We start from the raw sequence: 22,640 nt of genomic DNA, 5'->3' as shown, positions 1-22,640 counted from the left end.
TTAAAAAAGTATCTATTACTCTCTGTAAATGCCGTATATTCCCATAAAAAGAGCCAAATTTAATTATTTTTTGACTATTAACTACTCATAAATAAATGCAAATAGTTTGGCTGGGGAAGTGACAATAAATTTAATTGAACTATTGAAAAGCTGATGCTCTACGGACTAAGCAGCGCGCGATATTTCCATATATTAGAAAAATACTATGTTAGTTATACTTGTTTTTACTGGTAAATTATTTGTTTTCATGCTTATTGGAAAGAAACTATTACTTATATACTGAGCATAAGCACATGCAATGGTCGGTCGTCTGTCTTTTAAAAGTTTACTTTATTTACAGCAGAAGATTATACTTAAACTGCTATTACCCTAGCTACTCAGGTGATAGAGTGACAGATTACCCAAAACTCGTGTTAAGGGAGGAATTATTTTATGAAGAAACATGCAAAAATGTACCGTAAAGTGTCTGTTGCAGCTATGGCAGCCATTCTTACGGCGGGAACTTTTGCTGCTCCGGCTGGGGCGAACCAGGGAAATGGGAACGGTCAGGCTGGTGAACAAAGAGGCAATAGCGAAGGGGCACCGCATGGCCCGAAACGAAGTGTGGAAGACATACAGGTTCTTGACACTACCAGTTTTGTCATTGATTTTGACAAAACCTATCCTAAAGGTCTGGATATTAACAGAATGGTAGATGTTACAGTCGAGTTGGAAGACGAGACGGTCGTCGAGCCGGAATTGACAGCTTACGAGGTTTCTTCAGAAGATCGTTCACTTGTGACGGTTGAACACGGGAATGATGATCTTGACGGTTTGGCAGGAACTCTTATTATTAACGATTTTGAAATCGATTTCGATTATAGTGACGCAGACGAATACCCGTTTGTACTGGATATTTTCCACACAAACGATATCCATTCAAAGATTGATAACTTCGGAAAAATTTCCGCGTTTATTGATGAAAAAGGTTCGGAGGCAGACAACTATATGTTCCTTGACGCGGGCGATATTTTCAGCGGGAACGCCGTTGTTGATTTGCAGGACGGCGAGCCGATCGTAGCACTTTTAAACGAAATGGGACTGGACGCTATGGCGATCGGTAACCATGAGTTTGATTATGGCCAGGAGGCTTTCGCCGCAAGAGAAGCCGAATCAGACTTCGACTGGTTGAGCGCTAATATGGAGGTTGTCGTTCCTGATATTCCGATTCAGCAGCCAAAACCATACGAAATTTATGAGATTGACGGAGTAGACGTAGGGGTTTTCTCATTGACTCAAAATCCGCCTGCTACTCGTTTATCCGGTATTGCGGGACTTGAGTTCCATGATTATGTTGAAACAGCTGAACAGTATTCATACTTACAAGACGAAACAGATATCTTAATCGCTTTGACACATATAGGAAACAGCGCTGATAAAAATCTTGCAGAGAATGTAGATTTCTTTGATGTTATTGTCGGCGGCCACTCTCACAGCAGAGTATTTGAAGCAGACATTGTAAATGGCACTCCTGTCGTACAGGCAGGCAGCGATGCTCTTTTCGTTGGCCATTTCAACCTTGAACTCGATGGCACAGATGTCACTTTTAATGATTACTATTTGCAGGATGTGGGAGAACTCACAGAAGTAAATCAAGACGTGCAGGATATGGTTGATGCCTATAACGCTGAAGCTGAAGAGCTTCTGGAAGAAGTCGTAGGGCATACCAATACCGGCTTAAGCCGTGATGCTCGCTGGGCGAGAGATACTTCCCTCGGGAACTTCTGGACAGATTCGATGAAAGAAGCTCTAAATGCTGATATAGCGATTACAAACAATGGCGGCATCCGTGCCAATATTGATGCAGGTGATATCCGGGCGGCAGATATTTATACGGTTGAACCTTTTGGCAATGAGCTGAGTGAACTGGAAATTACGGGCGCAGACTTAAGAGACGTGGTTGAATATTCTTATTCATACCGTACTCAAAATGACCTGCAAACTTCCGGCTTAACGTTCACGATTTATGTAGACGAAAATGAGGAGTTTGTGGACGCTGATTTATATGTTGACGGTCAACCGATTGACGACAATGAAACGTATACTCTCGTTACTAACAACTTCATGTCTGAAGGCGGAGACGGTTATGACTTCTCAGCTGCCACAGTCGTTCAGGAAGCTGCCGGCTATGTGACAACAGGCATGTTCCAGCTAATAGAAGATCTGATGGAATCAGAAGGCGCTGTTGACTATGAAGACGGCGAAGGCAGAATTTCGATTGAACAAGCAGACTAATTATTTTAATAGTTTATTAGAGCAAGGGGATGGGTCCTCTTGCTTTTTTTGTTGGCGTTGATTGGGAAGGAGAGATATTTAGGGACTGCCTCCCGTTTTAGAAAAAAGGCAATTTCCCGGGAAATTTGTCGTAAACTAAAATGACAAACGCGGAAATGGAAGGGGGTTAATCCGGGCAATAACCGGAGCGGTGCTCCCTTGGATACTATACAAGTATGGCATCACACGGTTGATGTCCAGAACTATGCACTCAAGCCCCGAATGCCACAATCCTCCAATAAAGCTCTTAAGCCCCCTTAATCATTTGGACACCAAATTCCTCTTCGATGTAAACTGTAACTAAATATAATTTAATAGTTGAGTGGAGGTGTGAAGGGTGTGCCGAATAAGAGAATAGATGTTATCGAAGATGTGAAAAAGAAGTATGTCCGTTTGGCATTAGAGTCAAATAAGATTAGTACCACAGCTAAAAGTGCCGGCATTTCAAGAAATACGTTATCCAGATGGATCAGTATGTATGAGGAGGAAGTCCGGGATGAGATGGATGCCGAGGGTGTCGAAGTTTTAAAACCTCAGCCATCAAGACAAGAGCTTGAAAAGAAATACGAACAAGCCATGAAGCTTCTTGGGGAAAAAGAATTAGAAGTCGCTATGTTAAGGGAAGCCCTTAAAAAAAACGGCCCCCTATAAAACTTTTACTCAAGGAAGTGGATCAATGGGTTAAGGCGGGGTTTCCGATTACGAGAGCAATGAAAGCCCTGAATTTGGCCCGCTCAAATTACTACTATCATCAGCCGGGTGAGAAGATGACAACACTTAATAGAAGGGGCCGGCCAGTGCCAGGGTATTCCCTGACTACCAATGGCCAGGCCATCCCAGATGCCCAGATTGAAGAGTACTTAATGGAGCTGCACGTTGATGATTATTATGGCGCAATGGGTTATAGAAAATGGACTTTATATTTAAAGGAACACTATTACTTGGTCATAAACAAGAAGAAAGTCTTTCGACTTTGTAAAAAACTATCAATTTTAAAAGAACGCCGCTTAAAGAAAACCAAACATCCAAGACACCTGGCGAAAAACCGGACTGTGACTGGCCCTAACCAGTTGTGGCAGGTGGATATTAAATACGGATCCATTCAGGATTCAAAGCGTTTTTTCTTTCTATGTAGCGCCATTGATGTCTACGACCGATGCATTGTGGGGTACACCTTGGGGCCAACATGTCAGACAAAACACATTCGAAATATGTTAATAAAAGCTTTTATTCGACGTAAAATCCATTTTAAAGAAGGCGAACTTGAAAAGAAGCTCATTATACGTACAGATAATGGTCCCCAGTTTATTAGTGAAAGCTTTGGTGATTTTTGCGACCATCATAAGGTGTTCCACGAACGGATTCCTAAAAAGTCACCTAATATGAATGCCTACATTGAATCCTATCACAGCGTTATCCAAAGAGAATGTTTTAATCGCCATGTCTTTGAATTTTATGAAGAAGCTTATTTCTATATTGAGGGATTTATCGATCATTATAACAATAGCCGTTACCACGGCAGTATCAACGATTACCCACCTATGAAATATTATTTATTAAGCTTAAAAGGGAAGCTTCCTTCCAGGGAGGTGAGATTGTAGCAATTCTGAGAATTAGCTAGGAAAAGGTATTAGGTGTCCGAAATTAGGGGGTCGGACCGGAAGTGCAACAATCCCCTCCCGAAGTGCAACAATACCTTCACGAAATACCCCGCCACCCCATAGCTGAATATGTACAATCTGACATTTAGTAGAAAAACTTGGTTATAATTTAAGAATTCGACAGATTGCGACGGCATTTGTATCGTGCCCGTGTTAAAGTACTAGTCATAATTAGGGCTATTAAAGTTTTAGGAGGGTATAAAATGCGAGTAGAGGAGCTCAAACAGATTATGGAAGAAATTAAAGGACGGGGTTCAAGCAGTTCGTCGGGAGAAACGCGGGAACTGATGGTTTTTATTGAAAACCGGTTAAAAGAAGTTTTAAAGAAAGAGGGAACAGAATAGGAAGTGAAATGAGAACCACAGGTACGGAAACTTATATTGTGCGATACAACGCCAGGAACTTTATGTTTAACGGGGCTTCCATGAACCCCAATACAAGGTTATATTTAACACGCCTTACGCAAAGGTCTATGGCTCATGATGCAAGCATGCTGCCAATGTTCTTCATCCGCAGGGAAGTACTTACATACACACCGGAGAGGATGACCGCCGCAGAGCGATATATGACGATACGCAGCGATATAAGGCGATACTTGACGATACGACACCGCGATACAGACCAGACGATATAAGGCGATTCAACCAATACATGGCGACACGAAGCGATACAAAACGATATACTGGTTCGCCTGAAAAGGCTCTTAAGAAGCCAGCCTGCTGATTAGCTTAACCCAGCCGAAAAATGACAACCACAAAGGAATACTAAAACCAATTCCATAAATTAACCCGACAAAAAAATCACCTTCTCTATTCATTCCAGACAACCTCCTAAACTATCTGTCAATTGACCCGCCCAGTAATCCAATCTTGCCAATATATTCAGGGAGCCGGTAACACTGCCAATATTCATCACGTTACGTGTACATAGAGACAGTATGGGCTGAAATACGATAAACTATTCCGTTAATGTCTGTTAATCTGTTAAAACGGTCTGAGGGGCAATACCTTTATAGGTAATTGCTCTTTTTTCGTATATTCCGTTTCCGCTAATTTCCTTCGTGGTAGAGACTACTAGTGAAGGAGGTATGCCCCGTGGAAGTTAAGCAGCAATTTAAAGAAAAAATAGTATTTATTATCTCAGCAATAATTATTTTATCCATTGTGGTATGGGGGGCAGTTACACCGGAGAACATGACCGCGGTCACACAGACAATTATGGACCAGATGATTGAACAGTTCGGCTGGTTTTATGTGATCTCCACGGGTATTTTTCTGGGGTTCTGTCTTTTTCTCGGCTTTGGTCCCTACAGGCATATGAAATTGGGCCATAAGAATGATAAGCCTGAATATTCGTTTTTCACATGGCTCGGTATGCTGTTTGCAGCCGGTATGGGGGTAGGCCTTGTCTTCTGGGGAGTTGGGGAACCTCTTTCCCATTTTCACTCGCCAACCGGAGGCATAGAAGCAGAAACTCAGGCTGCCGCAGAACAGAGTCTTATTTACAGTATGTTTCACTGGGGGCTTCATCCTTGGAGCATTTATGCGATCGTTGCTTTAGGACTAGCCTTTGCAAAGTTCCGTAAAAATCTGCCTGGCTTAGTCAGTTCAGCATTTTTCCCGTTGATTGGGGACGGAATCTACCGCTGGCCAGGAAAGGCGATTGATGTCGTAGTCATAGTGGCAACGACAATAGGGATCGCTACTTCACTAGGTATGAGCACTTTGCAGGTAGGCAGCGGACTTTCCCAGGTATTTGCTATAGAACCTGATAATTTAGTGTATTTAATTATACTCTCTGTGGTTACAGTTATATTTCTTATATCTGTTCTTTCAGGTTTAAATAAAGGGATGCGTTACTTAAGTATTTCAAACTTATGGCTTGCTGGTGCGCTGCTTGTTATTGGGCTTGCGCTCGGGCCGACTGTCTATATAATGGAACACATTACCTTGACTTTTGGTCAGTACTTTACACAATTGCCTCAAATGAGCTTTATGACCACCCCTTACTCAGAAAATGACTGGATGGGAGAGTGGACACTGTTTTATTGGGCGTGGGTGATTTCCTGGAGCCCGTTCGTCGGGACGTTTATAGCTAGAGTGTCGAAAGGCCGTTCCTTAAGGGATTTTATTTTCGGAGTGTTGTTTGTGCCGGCACTGCTGACACTTGTCTGGGTCGTGACATTTGGAGGTTCAGGCATTTATTCTGATATGAACGAAGGAACAACTATTGCGGAACAGACTGCCGCAGAACCGGAAGCAGGCTTCTTCCTCGTGCTCGAACAGCTTCCTGGTTCAATGATATTCAGTATTGGCGCGCTTATTCTGATTTCCATCTTCTTTATTACATCCGCTAACTCGGCGACGTACGTTCTCGGTGTCTTTTCCTCTTCCGGTAATTTAAATCCGAAGGGTCGGGTGCTGCTCATTTGGGGGCTCTTAATATCGTCCATCGCAACCGTTCTCCTTCTCAGTGGAGGACTTGAAGGCATGCAGGCGGTCGCTACTGTAACCGCATTTCCATTTACCTTTATCATGCTGGCTATGCTCTTTGCGATTTACCGCTCACTAAGAATTGAAGGCTACACCACCCATAAAGTCGAGAAAAAAGAAGACTGGTAGTAATATGAAAAGGAGGGAAACGCACGTCAGGCATTTCCCTCCTTTTATAATTATTCAGACTGCGTTCTGACTCTGTTTTTAAGTGAAAATGGTATACATCGCATCGTCTGTTCTCAGCCTGATGCTTGGATCCTGCTTATTCGCCTTAACCTCTCCTGTTAAAGGGATCTCATAGACATTCTCAGGTAAATCCGTTTCTCCCTGAGCAGTTTCAATTGTTCCTGAACCGTAAAGCACGATCTCTTCATTCGCTACATAATCGTCGATCGACGCATTCCTGTTGTTTTTAAGGCCGACAGAATCAAGCTGGAAACGGACTTTATCGGTCGCAAGAACGTCATTTTTCCCGGTTTCAAATTCATCTTTCTGAATAAAAAGCGTCTGGCCTTTTAACTCTTCCAGCCACTCAACAACCTGTTCATTCTGCTCGCTCATCAGTCTTGCCTCCTTTTAATATGCATTTAATGTGACCCCCGTAAAGGGAAATCATTCAAACCTTCCAACAGCCATTTATGGAAAAATCGTGTGGTTCCTTTATTTACAAGTTATATTACCTTACCCGAAGCTTTAGATTTTCTAAACAGACAAACTTGTTTTTAAAGTGTGATTTATCAATTAGTCCTTTTTCCGCAGGAATTATGGGGAAGGTGCCCCGGGAAAAGTGTCCGGGCGAACCACCACGGCGTCACAGCCGGGAAAGCATGGCTGTTTGGTACATAAAAGGCACGGGGCTCTTGCGCTACCGAAACAGCAGCCATATTAATTAAAGAAGGCAGTGAGCGCAGAGAAGACACTGTAGCCGCCGATGCCAAAGCAGACAATAACAACGATAACTCCAATCACATTCACTTTCATTGAGTTCGTATATTTTCCAAGCAGGTTCTTATTATTCATGATGATCAGAATGAGCAGGGCTATTCCCGGCAGCAGGATGCCATTCAGCGCCTGCGCAAACAGAATAATGGCCAACGGCTCAAAATTAAGGACAAAACTGAAAACTCCAATCAGAATAACTGTCGCGAAAATCGCCCTGAAACGCCAGTTTTTCATGCCGTTTTTCCACTTAAGTACACTGCTGACCGTAATGGAAGCGCCGAGCGCCGCTGCGGTCATCGAAGAGAATCCCGCTGAGAAAATCCCGATCGCCAGAAACGTTTCAGCCCAGCCGCCAAGCAGCGGTTCCAGCTGGATGGCCAGATCAGCGACTGTCTCGACTTCCACTCCGCGCATTAACGTCCCGGAAGTGATCAATATGGACCCTGAAATCAACCCGCCCATTCCAATCGATATGGCAATATCCCATTTGGAATCATTTAAGTGCGAAGGGTCGTTCCACCGCTCCTGTACCGAATTGGAATGAATAAACAAGTTATAAGGCACGACCGTTGTCCCGACAAGGGCGGCAATTGTAATAATTGAGCCTGCCGGCACTGAAGGCGCAAAAATACCAGTGAATATTCCACCAAGATCAGGCTGTGCAATAACCATAGTGGTAATAAAAACAGTACTCATTATAATGACCAGCACAATCATCAGTTTTTCAATAAGCTTGTAGCTGCCGCTCAGTCCAATGAGCAGGACAACCAGCCCGACAAACGGGCCAATCGCATTAATATTCCAACCTGTTAACGTCGACAGACCGAGCGACGTTCCATTTAAATCCCCGCTCATATAAGCTGCCGATCCGGTAAATATTGAAATGATCACAAATCCCATAATGGTGTATTTAATTGCGGGCTGGGCAAATTGGTCCCTTATAGCGGCGCCAAGCCCCTTTCTGGCCACAATCCCAAGCCTTGCGACCATCATCTGGAGCACCATCGTCGTAATCACTGAGAACACGAGCGCCCATAACAGCGCGTACCCGAAAGAGGCCCCCGCCTCAGTGGCAGTTGTAATTGTTCCCGGCCCGACGAACGAGGCGGAAATAATGGCCCCCGGCCCGACCACCTTAAGTTTCTCTATAATTATGTTCCTCTTTGATTCCTCTTGTGGCTGCCGCTGTGCCTGGCCCACATCATCACCTCATATCTTCTAAAAAAATTAGTTTGCCTGCTTTCTTTCTTTTATAGTGAACGATTCCCTGAGACAAACCGATTAAACCAGGGAAATAAGCAGGCAAGGGAGTGGGTGTCCCTTGAAGTATGGAGAGGGGAGGCTGATGGAACTGTTGCCGCTGCCAGTAATTATGGGAGTGGACAACCTCCAGAATTATTTGATGCACTCTAGGCGTTATTTGCTGCAGTGGCGGGGATATTTGATGGACTTACTATATTCAATCTGTACTTCATCATTCATGAAGCTCTGCTGATTGAATTCAGAAAATGAAACGTTCAGCTGCGGCAGGAGAAGCAGCGATCAGCCGGTCTCGCTATTTAGGAAAAAGTAGCTGCGAAAGTCATACCCCCGGCTCTTAAATCAGGTTCAAGAGAAACAGGAGCTTAAAATATAATAGTCTATCCTAACCAGTTTTAATATTTTAAGGAATTATTGTGTATGATAATATGGTCGCATAAGACATTTTATAAGAGTTAAATGGCTTTCATTACGGTGCTTTAGTTTTGACTTTTATTGTATGCAGTTTTCGACATGGTAACGCTGAAAACATCGTTATTCATGAGTGAATCTTGCCATTTAATAAAAATAGAATATGGATTGATTACCAGTTTAATAAGATGTCAGCCCATTTTATGTGAAATAGTTTTCACGGCAGTGTTTCTGTTAAGGAGGGAGTAGGATCTATGAATGTACTAATTGTAGATGACGAAATTCTGGCCTTGGATTACCTTGAAAACTTACTTGTGAGAACCGGGAAAATGACTAATATTTACAGATTCTCAGACTCTGAGCAAGCATTAAAGGCCATTGAATTACACCTTGTCGATGTCCTGTTTTTAGACATTGAGATGCCGGGGCTAAACGGATTTGAATTAGCAGAACATTTTTTAGAGGCAAACAGGAATATTGATGTTGTTTTTGTAACAGCTCATCGTGATTTTGCCGTTAAAGCCTTTGAGATTGACGCAGTGGATTATTTGGTCAAACCCATTCGCTATGAACGGTTATGTCATACAATTGAGCGCCTCAATAAACGAAAAAATACTACTGAAACTCCTGCCAGCTTAAGTGAATTATGTCTCAGCATTAAAAACGGCATAACTTTAGGTGAAAGTGTTAACGAGGGAAAAGAGTTAACATGGAGAACAGCGAAAGCGCGCGAATTGTTTCTGTATCTTTTACATCATCATAATAAAAACGTACAGAAATCAGAGATCGTTGAGGTCATCTGGAGTACACAAAATATCGAAAAATCTTTTTCGCAGCTGTATACCACAGTCTATCATATCAGGAAGGAAATTAAACCTTACGCTCCTTATATACAGCTCATAAGTAAAGATGATGGCTACCGCTTAGATGTCAGCAATTTACGGATTGATGTGTTTGACTGGAAAAAAACATTAAAAGTCATAGATGACTTGGATGATTTTGAGAACAGGAAAACAGTGGAGAGACTACTCGAGGAATATTCCGGCAATTATCTCCAGCACAGCGTTTATCTCTGGCCTGGAGATGAACGGTTAAACCAGAAGACACTGTGGCGTGAAAAAGCATTGGCTCTTGCGGTTTATTATGAAAATCTTAAAACATATACTAAAGCGCTGTACTGGTGTCAGAAGATCTTACAGGAAGATGAAACTGATGAAGAAATCCATTTTCGTATAATGAAAATTAATGCTCTTCAAAACAGGGCTGAGCTGGTCAAACAGCAATATCGCACTTTAGTTAACATTTTACAAAAGGAGCTTGATGTCAGGCCAGATCGTTCAATAGAAGAATGGTACATACAGTGGCTGGCTTCAAAGAAAAAGTAGCTATCAGTAATGGATAGCTACTTTTTATCTTTAAGAAAGCAGTTAAAAGGGCCAGTCCGCCCTGAGTTCGAGATAAGCCACGTTTTTTAAAAAATCAGTGCTTACGTTGCCTTGTGAGGAATAGAGATAATGATACTGATGCCGCCTAAGCTGTTCTTTTCGATAGTCAGCCCTTTACAATTTATAAATTTGATCCTCTCATGAGAATTAATCAGACCAACGCCGCTAGTATGCTGTTGCTGAATAAATTTCGTTAATTCCTGCACATTCCCAGGCCCATTGTCTGATATGGTAATCGTTGCTTCATGTTTGTTATTTCGGGACTCTAAACGCACAATTCCCTTTTTGTTGCTTTTAAGAGCGCCGTGGTTGACAGCATTCTCAACCAGCGTTTGAATCGCCAATCTTGGTATGAAGATAGTGTCAGCATCCTGGGTGTCATAGATGACTTCGAGTTTCTTCGGAAAACGTGTTTGTTCAATGTAGAGATACGGTTTAATAATTTTAAGCTCATCAGATAAAGAGATCAGCCCACTCTCCAGCGGGAGCTGGAAACTGTTTTTTAAATAGGCGCCAAACTCATACAGCAAATCAACCATTTGATCGGGAGCTGTTTGGCTGAGGGAGGCAATAGCGTTCATTGTATTGTAGAGAAAGTGAGGTTTAATCTGAGCCTGAAGCCAGGCAGCTTCTGTTTCCACTTTTTCATTTGCAGCACGTTTCAAGTTGACCAGGGTATGAACTCTTGCAAGTAATTCCTCACGCTCAATTGGTTTACTTACATAATCGTTTGCGCCTGAATTTAATCCTGTAATGATATCATCCGTATGGTGTCTGGCTGTTAAATGTAAAACGGGTAACTCTGCAAGATCATAGTGCTTCCGGATGTTTTTTGTAAATTCATAACCTGACATTCCAGACATCATCACATCATTGATCACAAGGTAGAATGTCTGTTTGGAAAGTTTGGCTAATCCCTCTTCGCCGGAAGATGCTTTAACCACGTTAAATTCAGGCTGCAGTGCTTTTTCGAGTATATCCAGGTTAAATGGATCGTCGTCCACAATTAAAACTTTAGGTGAATCAGGAGCTGCACCGTCATATGTTGCAGCAGACTTCGTTTCATCTCCATTTTCGTAAAAAACGGTCTCATCACTCATATTTTTTTTGTTCGCAGAAGGAAGCTTGATGTTTACAGTTACACCTTGATCCTCTGCGGAATCTATGGAAAATTCCCCGCCGTGTAATAACGTCAGCTCCCGGCTGATATTTAACCCGAGTCCAATTCCACTCTGGGTTGAGTCGTTTCCTTTTTCGTAAGGATTAAGAATTCTGTTTAAGTCTTTCTGGGTAATGCCGAGGCCGGAATCAGCTATTGTGATGTGAAGACAGTTTTTACTGGAAACGGCAGAAACGCGGATTTCGCCCTTCTCTGTAAATTTAACGGCATTGTGCAGTAAATTATAGAAGATCTGAAACAGGCGTTGTTCATCCCCGTAAGCAGCAGACAGATCGTCAGGGAAGTCTGTCTTGAACTGGACTGAATCCCTTTTTGTCTGAAACATCAGGATGTCTCTGATTGTCGTGACGACAGCCTGAATATTGACAGGTTTCCGATTAATCCGAAGCCGCTGTTCTTTTAGAAGAGTGTAATCCTGAAGGTCATCAAGGATAAATTTCATTTGAAGGGCAATCTTATGGCTGAGAATCAAATCTTTCTCAATCTCATCTTTAGGTTTGGTTTTGAGATGATTCAAAAGCGTGTCATTGATGACCATAATTCCATGAAGCGGATTTCTGAGCTCATGCGCCGTATTCGCCAGAAATGTGTCTTTACTCTTCTCATTTTGGATAATAAGATCAGCCTGTTTTTCGTTTTCATTTGTTACGTCAGAGTGGCGTTTTAAAACGAGTGCTATTAAAGCCACCATGGAAAAAATAAAGTCGAATGGATAGAAAGGAATATGAATGACATTTATTTTTATTAAAGCCCCCCATACAGCATTAGACGAATATGCCAACAGGAATGCCAGGATGAAATAGCCATATGTATTTCCTCTCAAAATCGAACAAACAGTAAAATAAATCATGGAACCGATAACGACAGGATAAACTCCGAAAATGAACCGGACGAGAACCCTTAAATTTTCATAAGGGAAAAACATGATGAGACCTATGAGTGAGATATAAAGGACAAAAACGTGTCTGTTTTTACGCTTCGAAACGTTAAATATATCAGATATAATTTTGAACATTACAAATAATGTACTCACAAATATCGTTAACAGCAGCCTTGAATGTTCTGACATAGTTAAAGGCGGCATGTAAAGTGTCTCATCGTCAATAAATATACCGAATGCAAATAGAAGAAGCATAAAACCGAATGTAACTAGAAACGTTGCGGCGAATTTTTTTTGCATGAAATAGAGTATAAATGCATAAAGGGCATGGAGAATTAAAATGACCCCTGCAGAAAACTGAAGTGCTTTAGAGAGAAATGACAGGGAACTGATTTGGTCACCTGAACTGATAACCACATCCTGATTAATTCCGCCTTGTGCTGTCTGATTGAAGTTGGATACATGAACGACGATATCGAGTGTCTCGCCTTCAGGTGGCTCAAAATAAATATCCACCGGCCCCCGTTGCATCCCTTTGTCTCCCCAAGAATGATTCAAGTCATTGCGTGTGTAAACTGAAAGACCATTTACATATATTTCTGCAGCGGCTATGATCTCGTAAAACCGGATCCCTGCTTCATTGCTAATATCTTCAGGTAAATCTATTTGCAGGTGATAAGATCCTTTCCCAATCATACTTTGATCGGAATTGAGAAGCTCATCCGGCCAGTTAGATGGAACACTGACTGTAACACTTTCTTCAGGAATATCAGCCGGGTCTATCCATTTTTCAGGGTAGAAATGCCATTCCCCCTCCAGTAAATAATACTTATCCTCGGAGAGAGCCGCATCAGTAAGGTCAATATATCCATTCTCCACTGGGTGGAACGTTTCTGGTTGAAAGTAATTAAGCCAGCTCACTCTGAAACTCAGAATAATAATAACAGTTAACAAGGTAAAAAGTATGATGTTGATTTTTGGTGACTTGTTTTGCATAGAATGCTCCTGCTTTTGTTGTGTTGTATAGAAATTGTACAGTTTCGTTCAGTAAACTGAAAATTGTATATCAGTCTAATAAATGTCATTTTCGGAGGGAGGAATGTTACGTGAAACTAGTAATAACTCATTAAATTAAACTTGTTTAATGCTGTTCCACCCGTTTTCACTGTACCACATTTACCAGCAGATAGAGTATGCGTTACTTGAAATTCAAAAATTATATTAAATGTTTAAACTGATTCATACTTGAATGGATCAGTCATTTTAAGTGTGTGTAACTCAATGAATTAAAAAATAATTAAAGAGAAAGAGAGGATTACAATGGTTAAAAAGACACTGAACATGCTGCTAATCATGGCTTTGGTTTTTCAAACGCTGTCAAGCAGTCTGTTTATCCAGCACGCAGCTTCAGCAAGTGACAATGATTCAAGTGTTTTTTCCGATATAACGTTTACTGATAATGAAGGTGAGCAAGTTGACTTGGAGAAAGTGGATAACTCAAAAAAAATAAACGTAGAAGTTTCATGGTCTGATGCAGAAGTTAAGATAAAAGAAGACTATTCAGAATCACTGGTCCTGCTTGATGATATACATATAGAAATGGGAAAGTCAGGTTCTTTGACCATTGAGCAAGGTGCAGAGAAAGAGGACGTGGGAGTTGGGACGTATGACATATCACCTGATGGAACATTAAAGGTTATCTTTAATGAGTTCATTCAAGAGTTTGAGGAAGTTGAAGGCACTATCTATTTTGATGCTGTAGTAACCAGTGAAAAGGAGGAAGATGGGTCTGACCCTGAGGAGTCAACCGATAACCCATCTGAAGAATCGGTTGATAACGAAAGTTCAACAGATGAGGAGAAGAAAGAAGAATCAGATGAGATAAATGAAGATTCAGCTGAAGGAAATGAAGAAACTGGCACGGAAAATGAGGAAGCAGCTGAAGGGAACGAAGAAACCGTCACGGAAAATGAGGAAGCAGCTGAAGGGAACGAAGAAATCGTCACGGAAAATGAGGAAGCAACTGAAGGAAATGAAGAAACTGGCACGGAAAATGAGGAAGCAGCTGAAGGGAACGAAGAAACTGGCACGGAAAATGAGGAAGCAGCTGAAGGGAACGAAGAAACCGGCACAGAAAATGAGGAAGCAGCTGAAGGGAACGAAGAAACCGGCACAGAAAATGAGGAAGCAGCTGAAGATAATGAAAAAAACGGCACGAAAAATGAATTGAATGACCAAGACGAGTATAGTGACAAGACTCAGTCCGAACAGGAAAAGACGTCCGGTGAAGACGATTCATTGGCAACTGCACATGATTTTTCTGCTGCGAGTACTGAAATTACTGAAAATATAATTACTGGTGTGACGTTGACACGGGATGGCACCGAACTCCAGGACGGAGAGGAAATTGTTATAGAAAGTCCTTACAGTCAATCAAAGTTCGTACTGGATTACGATTTTGCTTTACCTAATAATCATACTTATGGTGAGGGATCAACTTTCACAATTGAGGTCCCGGAAATGTTCAACATTCCTCAGGTTCCAGACTCAGAACAACAGGACCTGGTTAGAGGAGATGGCACTGTTTTTGGGACATTCTATACAGATAGCAATGACATTATTATCACATTCAATGAAAATATTCAGATGGAATCTGACATTTCCGGAAACATAAGTCTGGAATCCAATATGGATGACAACTATGACGGGCCAGCTACTGGAGACACCATTACATTTCCTGTTGCAGAGGAAGAAAATGTAGAGTTTCCAATTAAGTTTATTCCGGATGCGTCTGCCATTGAAAAACAAGGGAGCGGGAATCGCGGCTACAATACAGAAACAATTGAATGGACGGTCGATTTTAATAAAAACCTCCAGACAATTGGCAACGCAGTATTAGAGGATGTCTTAACAGAAGGGGGCCATTCATTTATAGATGGCTCTTTGAAAGTTTACCAATTGGATATGAATGCCAACGGTAACGTTGATGGCGCTGTTGAATTAACAGATCACGGGTTTGGATCTGTGTTTCCGCTTGAGCTTGGAACGATTGATTCTGCCTACCGGGTTGTTTATGAAACAGAAGTCAACGATATGACCGGAGAAACATATAAAAACAACGTGACATTAACTGGCGATGAATATGATCCTGTCAGTACAGAAGCGAGTGTATCTGTAACACGGGGCCAGCCTCTCGAGAAAGAAGCTGTAAATTACGATGACGTTTCCCAGACAATCACTTGGGAAGTGAGATATAACTATGATGAAAAAGTGATTTCACAGGAAGACGCGAAGCTGACTGATAGTTTTGGGGATAACCAGGAATTAGTGGATAACAGCTTTGACGTAAAGGCTGTGGAAATTGATCAGGATACTGGAGAAGAAGTGAGAACGGAATCTGTCGACTCTGACGATTATTCTTTTGCAGTGACTGATGATGGTTTCGAATTCCAATTTACAGAACAGATTGATGGTGCTTATAAAATTTTGTATCAGACCACAGCTATCGATCGTGTGGATGAGGATATCACGGTAGATAATACGATTTTAGATGAATTCAATAATACATCAGAAGGCAGCAGTTCCATCAGCCAGGGGATCTTCATTAAATCACACGGTTCCACTGACTACGAAGCTAAAGAAACGACCTGGTCGGTGATAATTAATCGTGATGAACAAGTAATGAAGGATGTTGTCTTTACGGATACATTGCCGGAAGGATTTTCACCGGAAGAATTTGAGGTGCTGTATGATGGAGCTGCCTGGTCAAATGATGAGCAGTATATCTATAGCTATGATGAATCAACACGGGAAATCAGAATAGAGTTTAATCAGGATTTAGAGAAACGTGTTGATATTAGATATACAACTTTCATTGACTTTGATGAAGCAGGCAGAGGAAATGACGGCTACACAAACAATGCTGTGCTTGAATGGGTGCCTGAAGGTCAATCAGAGACGGTTACACGTGAGGGTGAAGCTACGTTTGACCCGGATGATTATACGAAAAATAACGGATTTAAATATGGCAACTACGACATTGAGAATAAAGAAATTACATGGACCATTGGAGTTAACTATAATAATGAAACACTTAACAATGCCGTAGTGAAAGACTATATTTTAGGCAACCAGAACTTTGACATTGATAGTGTTAAAGTTTATGAGATGAACCTGACCGGAAGTGCCAATGGTTATGAACCAGGGGACGATGTTACCGATGCTGTGATCGAAGCTGCTGAAGGTCCTGATGAGGAACCTGGCTTTACCGTCACTCTCGGTGATATAACGACTGGTTACGTTATTCAGTATACCACAGATCTTAACGGTCAAATCGTTAAAGATGAATACAATAATGAAGCGATTGTATCCAGTTCTAACAATGAAGATATTGGTTTGTCTGCTTCGGTAACCCCCCGCTACGGAGGTGAGTTTTCAACAAAGACTGGACAGCAAAATGAAGGTAATGGGCGTATCGTTAATTGGGGGATTAATATTAACTTCAGCCAGTCAACTGTTACAGATTTTGAAATTGTTGATACACCAAGTGTTAATCAGACAATTTTAAGAGATACGGTAGTTATTTACGGAACAACAATTGATGGGAATAATATTAAAAAAGATCCGGATGCGGTTTTAGAAGAAGGCGAAGATTACTCTCTGGAATTTGCGGGAGACGAAAGTGGCCAGGAGTCGTTTACAGTCGAGTTTAATAATGAGGTCGACAGGGCATACGTTTTAGAATATGATACGTATATTTTATACGAAGGTGATGGGAAAATCGCCAACACAGTAATGTTTGAAGGGGAAGGCGAAGAAGACATCAGTGGTAGCGACGGAACATCAAATGCTATTAGTTTCGATAATATCAGAGGTTCAATTTCTGGTGAAGTCGGTTCCCTGCAAGTTACAAAGGTGGACTTTGACGACACGGGCGAAACTTTGGAAGGGGCAACGTTTGAACTATATGATGACTCTGGAGAGGTGTTACTTAGAACGGCCGTAACTGATGAGGATGGGATTGTTGAGTTTAACAATCTATTATATGGTGACTATCTGTTAAAAGAGTCAGAAGCACCTGAAGGTTATGTGGCGGGGATAGACGATACTGAAACAGTGACAGTTAATCAAAGCAGTACAGAAGTTGAGATTACTAACAAAGAAATTAAGCGCCACGTTCAATTGACAAAGGTTGATGGCACTGATGGAGAAACTCTGGAAGGCGTCATTTTTGAATTATGGGATGCAATTGACGATTCCGTAATTGCCACATTTACAACAGATGAGAATGGCTTTATTTATATAGAAGATTTAGAACCGGGTGACTATTACTTTGTCGAAACGCAGCCGGCAGTAGATTATCAGGGAAATACAGATGAACATCATTTCACGATTGATGAAAAACAAACGGAAATTGATGAAGTAACAGTAGAGAATGAGCTGATTCAGGGAAGTGCGTTTATTACCAAAGTAGATGCTGATAACCCTTCCACGGGGCTTGAAGGTGCTGTATTTGAAGTTCAGGCAGCCTCAGGTGTTGTGGTACGTACGGTTACTTCTAATGAAGATGGGTTAGTTGAAACTGGTGATTTGCGGCCGGGATATTATCAATTGGTGGAAACCGGGGCGCCATTCGGATTTGAAGCGGCAGAGGATGAGCCGATAGCATTTGAAATAGAGCGAAGCCAGGACGAACCGATTAAAATTGGTGAAGGAACAATTGATAACGGCGTCCAGACAACATCAATTGAATTAACGAAAATAGATGATATTAACGGTCAGCCTCTAGCCGGTGCTGAGTTTACTCTGACTTATAAAGATGGAAAATATGAAGTGGATGAGCAGACTGCACCCACAAATGAAGATGGAATTGTTATTTTTGAGGGCTTAAAACCCGGAACTTATAAAATAGACGAAATTGAGTCACCAGAAGGCTATATTAAAAGTGATGAGGCTATTGAAATAGAGGTGACACTTGATGATGTTGGATATAGCCGGACGGTAAGCACTGAATTCGTAAACAGCCCATATGCAGATGTCCAGCTGCAAAAGGAAGATGCAGACAGCGGCTACAAGCTGGAAGGTGCAGTATTTGACGTAGTGGAAGCCGAAAACCCGGATAATAGCATTGACGGATTTACAGGCTTAGTAACAGATGAGAATGGTGAGTTAACTATTACAGGACTGCCGATAGGTGAATATCAATTAAAGGAAACTGCTGCTCCAAATGGCTATACGATTAAAGGAGACGGGTTAACTGAAGCTTTTGAAGTACAGGCAGGAGCAGGCACTGAAACGCTGACAATCGAAACGGTTGAGAATAACATTATCACCGGTGCAGTGGCACTCACGAAAATAGACGGCGACTCAGAAGAACTTCTCGAAGGTGTCGAGTTTACTTTAAGAGCCACTTCATTAGTCAATAATGGTTCGTACGATGAAACAACTCACACCACTGATGAAAATGGTCAGATCTTAGTTGCAGATCTGCGGCCGGGCCAGTATGTTTTCAAAGAAACAGAACCGCTTGATGGTTATCAAGGGCATTGGGGCGACATTGAATTCGAAATTGAGTTTGGTTCTCATGAAGAGGTTGAGTTAGATGTATTAAACTATGAATTAGTTGACTTCAACGTTGTGAAACAGTGGAATGACGATGGTGATGAGGCCGGTTTAAGGCCAGAAACCATTACCGTTGATCTGTTACAAAACGGCGAAAAGCTGGACGAAGCGAACCTCACAAGCGATGATAACTGGGGTTATACATTTGAAGAGTTAGAAGCGGTGGATTCGAACGGAGAAAAATATGACTATACAATTGCAGAACAGGATGTAGCCAACTATCAGCTTGAAGGAAGCATTACAGGAAACGCTGAAGAAGGCTTTGAGATGACGAACGTTCAGATACGGGACATCGATGTCGCAAAAACGTGGCAAGATGATGATAACCGTCTCGAGGACCGTCCGGACAACGTAACGATACATCTTCTTCAAAACGAGGACCCTTTAGGTGAAACTGTTACTATAAGTGAACCATGGACCTACACTTTCACTGATTTACCTGTATATGATGCAAATGGTGCCCTTTACGACTATACAATTATAGAAACAGATCAGGATGGTAACTATACGTTAAAAGATATTACAGGAGATATGGATAACGGTTTTGAGATAATTAATGTGCGTTCTGGTGAAAAAGATATTGCAGTTTTTAAAGAATGGAGAGATGAAGAAGGAACTGCAGTCCGGCCAGACAGCATTTCAATCGAACTGTTCCAAAAGCTGTATGATGAAGAGGAATATCCTGAAGACGCTTTGAGTCTTCAGGATATCAGCCCGGATAGTGAAGGGGATTGGACTTACGTTTTTGAAGGCCTGCCAGCATTTAATGATCAGGGGAAAGAATATGACTATAAAGTAGAAGAGATCCCGGTTGCAGGTTATGATACGAGTATTTCTGAAGTGGGGGACACTTTTACGATTACAAATGTCCGTTCAGGACTGATAGAAGTAGAAGGCGGGAAAATATGGCTTGATAACAATTGGCAGGAACGCCCTGATGAGATCACTGTAGAACTGACCCGTGAAGGGGATGACGGTTTCCTTGAAGAACAGGTTGTTACTGAAGACGGGGATTGGACTTACAGTTTTACAGGTTTGGACGAATTTGATTCCGATGGTATTCCTTATACGTATACAGTAGAGGAAGCGGCAGTACCGGAGGGATATGAGGCAGAAATAAACGGCTATGACCTTATCAACACAAGAACTGGCACAACAGCTGTTGAAGTAGAAAAAATCTGGTTTGATGAAGATATGTCTGACCGCCCTGATGAGATTACACTAAAACTTTTCCAAAACAACGTGGAACTTGAAGAGGTAATAGTTACTGACCCTGGGGATGGCAGTAATTGGGTTCATGTATTCGAAGAATTACCTGCCTTTGATGATGAAGGGAAAGCTTATTTATACACAGTTGAAGAAGAACCTGTTGCAGGTTATGAACAGCAATCAATAATGGAAACTGATGAAGGTTTTTCCATGACAAACGTCAGGTCGGGCGAAACCTCTGCGGAGGTCACGAAAGAATGGATGGATGATGAGTCAGAAGACCGTCCGGACAAGATAGAGGTTAACCTGCTCCAGAACGGTAATGTGATTGAGACACAGGAAATCACCGCAGAAGACGATTGGGGCTATACGTTTGAAAACCTGCCCAAATATGATAATCAGGGTGTGGCATACAGTTACTCGATAGAAGAAGAGCCCGTCAGTGGTTATGAGACATTGATTGATGGTTTTCATATCACGAATCTGCGCGTTGGGACCGTTGATGTTAATGTGACCAAGACTTGGCTGGATGACGACCCGGAAGACCGGCCGGAAACGATTGTGGTGAACTTACTGCAAGACGGTGTGGTCATTGAGACACAGGAAATAAACGCAGACATGGATTGGGCTTACAGTTTTACAGGCCTTGATGGATTTAATGACCAAGGTGAGGCTTATGCATACACAGTGACAGAACATGGAGTACCTGGATATGAGTCAGAAATCGATGGCTTTGAAATTATTAACACGCGAACGGATAAAACTTCAGTCACTGTTACAAAATCCTGGTTAGATGGAGAGTCAGGGGACCGTCCGGAAAAGATTACGGTTGATCTGCTGAAAAACGGTGCTGTATTTAAAACGGTAAACGTTACGGCGGACAATGACTGGGAGTATAAGTTTGAAAATCTTGATGCTTATGACGAAAATGGGCAGTCCATTACGTATACTGTGGAGGAGCATGAGATCGAAGGCTATGCATCGTACGTGAATGGCTATGATATTACGAACGTCCGATCCGGTGAAATTTCTGCGGAGGTAACGAAAGAATGGCTGGATGATGAGTCAGAAGACCGGCCGGTCATGATCGAAGTGGTCCTTCTTCAAAATGGTGAAGTATTCAGAGAAGCGGAAGTCACCGCAGAGAATGGCTGGATCTATACGTTTGAGAACTTGCCGGAATATGATGACCAGGGGATAGCCTACAGCTACACGGTCGAAGAGAAACCAGTCAGAGGTTATGAGAGTTCAGTCGAGGGCTTCAATATTACAAACTTACGCATTGGAATTGTGGATGTGGAAGGGACGAAAACGTGGCTGGATAGCGAGTCAGAAGACCGGCCTGACATGATTGAAGTGACCCTTCTGCAAAATGGCGAAGTTATTAGAGAGACTGCCGTCACCGCAGAAGATAACTGGATGTATAGATTCGAAGGCTTGCCGGAATACGATGAACAGGGTGCCGCCTATATTTACAAAGTTGTAGAGGATGAGGTAGAAGGGTATGAATCAATCTATAATGGCTACGACATTATTAACGTTCGCACAGGTGTCATGTCTGTGTCAGGAACGAAAACGTGGCAGGGTGATAATGAAAACGACCGTCCCGAGACTATTGTGGTAGTCCTCTATCAAAACGGAGAGACATTTAAAACTAAACAAGTAACCGCTGCTGATAATTGGAAATATGCTTTCATGGATCTGCCGAAATTTGATGAAAAAGGTGTTAAGTATGATTACACCATTGGTGAGCTCGAAGTGGATGGATACCGCTCGGACGCAGATGGCTTTAACCTTACGAATACTCTTATACCGAAAGAACCGGAGGAAGAAGCTGAAGAAGAGCTGACAGACGAGTCTGAATATGGCGGTTCTGGTGATCTTTCAGATGAACCGGCTGACAGTGAAGGTAAGAAGAGCGGAACGAAAGGTGACGGAGGTGTGCTGCCTCAAACTGCAACAAGTATGTTCAGTCTGCTTCTGTTCGGAGCAATGTTCATTCTTACAGGTTTTGCCCTGCTTATAATCAGCCGAATCAGGCAAAGAAAAGCATAATCGATTTTTGTATATGAACATAAGGGCTGTGGCTACTTTGGAAAGCTTGCAAGACGAACAAGAGAACTATGCCACTCAGAAGTTTTAGTCCTCTGGATTATAAACTGAAAGCCAGATCCTTAGTTTATTAAAGTTATTATGAGGCAATACTCCAGTTTAACAGAGTTT

At 42.0% G+C, this 22,640-nt stretch carries 11 protein-coding genes; 8 read left to right on the top strand and 3 right to left on the bottom strand.

Translation table 11 applies throughout. The annotated features are described in order from the left end of the window. Positions 1–432: 432 nt before the first annotated feature. The 6 genes from K8O68_RS04800 to K8O68_RS04775 all read left to right on the top strand — a co-directional run bounded on the left by K8O68_RS04800 (position 433) and on the right by K8O68_RS04775 (position 6,595). Positions 433–2,274 (top strand): bifunctional metallophosphatase/5'-nucleotidase, encoded by a 1,842-nt coding sequence (locus tag K8O68_RS04800; protein WP_230895803.1) that lies wholly within the window; start codon positions 433–435, stop codon positions 2,272–2,274. Positions 2,275–2,652: 378 nt separating this feature from the next. After that, positions 2,653–2,964 (top strand): transposase, encoded by a 312-nt coding sequence (locus K8O68_RS04795; RefSeq protein ID WP_230895802.1) that lies wholly within the window; start codon positions 2,653–2,655, stop codon positions 2,962–2,964. Positions 2,965–3,023: 59 nt separating this feature from the next. Beyond that, positions 3,024–3,914, top strand: coding sequence for an IS3 family transposase (locus K8O68_RS04790; protein WP_230895801.1), 891 nt, complete (start codon positions 3,024–3,026; stop codon positions 3,912–3,914). A gap of 263 nt (positions 3,915–4,177) precedes the next feature. Next, entirely contained in the window at positions 4,178–4,318 is a 141-nt protein-coding gene (locus tag K8O68_RS04785; RefSeq protein ID WP_230895800.1) for a hypothetical protein, read from the top strand. A gap of 8 nt (positions 4,319–4,326) precedes the next feature. Further along, positions 4,327–4,608 carry a hypothetical protein gene (locus K8O68_RS04780; RefSeq protein ID WP_230895799.1) on the top strand — a complete coding sequence of 94 codons (282 nt, stop codon included), beginning with the start codon at positions 4,327–4,329 and terminating at the stop codon, positions 4,606–4,608. Between the two features lie 460 nt (positions 4,609–5,068). Then, entirely contained in the window at positions 5,069–6,595 is a 1,527-nt protein-coding gene (locus K8O68_RS04775) for a BCCT family transporter (protein WP_230895798.1), read from the top strand. 78 nt (positions 6,596–6,673) lie between these two features. Here the strand turns inward: K8O68_RS04775 and ymzB are convergent, their stop codons facing one another. Both ymzB and K8O68_RS04765 read right to left on the bottom strand, forming a co-directional pair. Then, on the bottom strand, positions 6,674–7,030 hold the full coding sequence (gene ymzB, locus K8O68_RS04770) for a protein YmzB (protein ID WP_230895797.1): 357 nt from the start codon (positions 7,028–7,030) through the stop codon (positions 6,674–6,676). Positions 7,031–7,354: 324 nt separating this feature from the next. Next, positions 7,355–8,611 (bottom strand): Nramp family divalent metal transporter, encoded by a 1,257-nt coding sequence (locus tag K8O68_RS04765; protein WP_230895796.1) that lies wholly within the window; start codon positions 8,609–8,611, stop codon positions 7,355–7,357. A gap of 725 nt (positions 8,612–9,336) precedes the next feature. Here K8O68_RS04765 and K8O68_RS04760 point away from each other — a divergent pair. Further along, positions 9,337–10,467, top strand: coding sequence for a response regulator (locus K8O68_RS04760; protein WP_230895795.1), 1,131 nt, complete (start codon positions 9,337–9,339; stop codon positions 10,465–10,467). A gap of 101 nt (positions 10,468–10,568) precedes the next feature. Here the strand turns inward: K8O68_RS04760 and K8O68_RS04755 are convergent, their stop codons facing one another. Then, positions 10,569–13,583 carry an ATP-binding protein gene (locus K8O68_RS04755; RefSeq protein ID WP_230895794.1) on the bottom strand — a complete coding sequence of 1,005 codons (3,015 nt, stop codon included), beginning with the start codon at positions 13,581–13,583 and terminating at the stop codon, positions 10,569–10,571. A gap of 324 nt (positions 13,584–13,907) precedes the next feature. Between K8O68_RS04755 and K8O68_RS04750 the strand changes: the two genes are divergently transcribed. Further along, a complete protein-coding gene (locus K8O68_RS04750) occupies positions 13,908–22,472 on the top strand; it encodes a Cna B-type domain-containing protein (protein ID WP_230895793.1) in 8,565 nt (2,854 codons plus the stop codon). The last annotated feature ends 168 nt before the right edge of the window (positions 22,473–22,640 follow it).

The organism is Salipaludibacillus sp. CUR1 (assembly GCF_021028955.1).
In the GTDB taxonomy this organism is placed as follows: domain Bacteria; phylum Bacillota; class Bacilli; order Bacillales; family Salisediminibacteriaceae; genus Salipaludibacillus.
This window is presented reverse-complemented; position numbering and strand designations above follow the sequence as displayed.